2 protein-coding genes and 1 pseudogene are annotated in these 2,169 nt (G+C 70.4%); 1 reads left to right on the forward strand and 2 read right to left on the reverse strand.

From position 1 onward, the window contains the following. Positions 1–460, reverse strand: a pseudogene (locus N878_RS18355) (hypothetical protein); the annotation flags it as partial. Between the two features lie 77 nt (positions 461–537). Then, a complete protein-coding gene (locus tag N878_RS18360) occupies positions 538–1,554 on the reverse strand; it encodes a zinc-binding alcohol dehydrogenase family protein (protein ID WP_021445040.1) in 1,017 nt (338 codons plus the stop codon). 102 nt (positions 1,555–1,656) lie between these two features. Between N878_RS18360 and N878_RS18365 the strand changes: the two genes are divergently transcribed. Further along, positions 1,657–2,169, forward strand: a 513-nt coding sequence (locus N878_RS18365; RefSeq protein WP_021445041.1) for a LysR family transcriptional regulator, incomplete at its 3' end; no start/stop codon positions are given.

Raw genomic sequence — 2,169 nt, forward strand, 5'->3', positions numbered from 1 at the left:
GGTGCAGGGCCTGGCCCTCCTGCAGCAGCGCCAGCAGGGCGCGGCGCGCCGCCGGGCGGTCGCCGGGATGGATCAGGGCGAGCAACTGGTCGAGATGGCGCGGCGCCTGGGCCTCGCTCTGGCCGAGCAGCTCCAGGGCTTCCTCGCCCCAGCTGAACTGGCCGTCGTAGTCCCAGCTGCCGAGGGCGGCGTTGCGCTGCGCCTGCTGCAGCATGCGCGTGCGCAACTGCAGGGCGTCGTAGAGCCGCGATTGCCGGGCCAGGGCGTAGCGGGTCAGGGCGTACACCAGCAGGCTGCTGAACGCCACGAACAGCAGGCCCTTGGCGGTCTGCCAGACGGCCTGCAGGCCGGGGTCGGCGACCAGGGCCTGCAGCGCGCCGTCGCTGAAGACGATCCACAGCACGCCGAAGGCGCAGTAGATGGCGGTCAGATACAGGGGGTGGGCCAGTTTGCGACGCATGACAAGACTCGCACTGAGGCGCCAGCGGGCGCCTCAGCAAGTCTAGCTGGCCTATTGCAAGTGGTGGCGAGAGGCTATCAAAAGCCTTCGAGGACGATCTTGCCCCGCGCCTGGCCGCTTTCCAGCAGGGCGTGGGCGCGGCGCAGATTGGCCGCGTCGATGCGGCCGAAGTGCTCGCCCAGGGTGGTCTTCAGCACGCCGCTGTCCACCAGCGCGGAGACCCGCTGCAGCAGACGGTGCTGCTCGATCATGTCCTCGGTCTGGAACAGCGAGCGGGTGAACATCAGCTCCCAGTGCAGCGACAGGCTCTTGCGCTTGAGCAGCATCACGTCCAGCGGCTGCAGCGGGTCGTCGATCAGCGCCAGGCGGCCCTGCGGCGCCAGCGCCTCGACCAGCTGCGCGAAGTGCTGGTCGGTCTGGGTCAGGCTGGCGACGTGGCTGACCTGGCCGAGGCCGAGGCGCGCCAGTTCCGCGGCCAGCGGCTGGCTGTGGTCGAGCACCTGATGGGCGCCCAGTTCGCGCACCCAGGCCTGGGTCTGCGGCCGCGAGGCGGTGGCGATCACCTGCAGTTCGGTGAGCTGGCGCGCCAGCTGCACCAGGATCGAGCCGACCCCGCCGGCGGCGCCGACGATCAGCAGGCTTTGGCCCTGGCTGGCCTGGCCTTCGCCGACCTGCAGGCGCTCGAACAGCAGTTCCCAGGCGGTGATGGCGGTCAGCGGCAGGGCGGCGGCCTCGGCGAACGACAGGCTGGCGGGCATGTGGCCGACGATGCGCTCGTCGACCAGGTGCAGCTCGCTGTTGGCCCCGGCGCGGTCGATGGCGCCGGCGTAGAACACCCGATCGCCGGGTTGGAACAGGCTCACCTCGCTGCCCACCGCCTGCACCACGCCGGCGGCGTCCCAGCCCAGTACCTTGGCCGCGCCGTGTTCCGGGGCGACGTTGCGGCGGATCTTGGTGTCCACCGGGTTGACCGAGATGGCCTGCACCGCCACCAGCAGGTCGCGCGGGCCGGGGGTGGGGGCGGGCAGTTCGACATCCTGCAGGGCGTCGGGATGCTCGGCGGGCAGGGACTGGTAATAGGCGACGGCTTTCATCGGGGCGAGCTCCGCGGGAGAGGGTGTCGCCATGCTCGGCTATTTCACAAAGGCGAAAAAGCGCGTAGGAATAGAGTCTCTTTCATTATTTTTTTGAAAATCATGCTGCGTTTCGACGACCTGCAACTCTTCGTCCGCACTGCCGAGACCGGCAGCCTGTCCGCCGCCGCGCGCCTGCTGGAGGTGTCGCCGGCGGTGGCCAGCGCCGCGCTCAAGCGCCTGGAGCAGCAACTGCAGGTGCGCCTGCTGGCCCGTTCCACCCGCAGCCTGCGCCTGACCCCGGAAGGCGAGCTGTTTCTCGGCCATGCGCGCCTGGCCCTGCACAGCCTGGAGGACGGTCGCCGGCAGCTGGCCGGCAGCAAGGCCGAGATCGGCGGCGTGCTGCAGCTGTCGGTGCCCTCGGATTTCGGCCGCAACACCCTGCTGCCTTGGCTCGACGCGTTCCAGCGCGAGCATCCGCAGCTGCACCTGCGCCTGCTGCTGGGCGACCGCGTCGCCGACCTGTTCCGCGAGCCGGTGGACATTGCCCTGCGCTACGGCGCGCCGGAAGACTCCAGCCTGGTGGCGCTGCCGCTGGCGGCGGACAACCGCCGCGTGCTGTGCGCCGCACCGGCC

This window comes from Pseudomonas sp. EGD-AK9 (assembly GCF_000465935.2).
Lineage (GTDB): Bacteria > Pseudomonadota > Gammaproteobacteria > Pseudomonadales > Pseudomonadaceae > Aquipseudomonas.

What these genes read in the sequence shown, in the direction of transcription:
- N878_RS18360 (WP_021445040.1), bottom strand. Translation starts at nt 1,554, where the DNA reads ATGAAAGCCGTCGCCTATTACCAGTCCCTGCCCGCCGAGCATCCCGAC.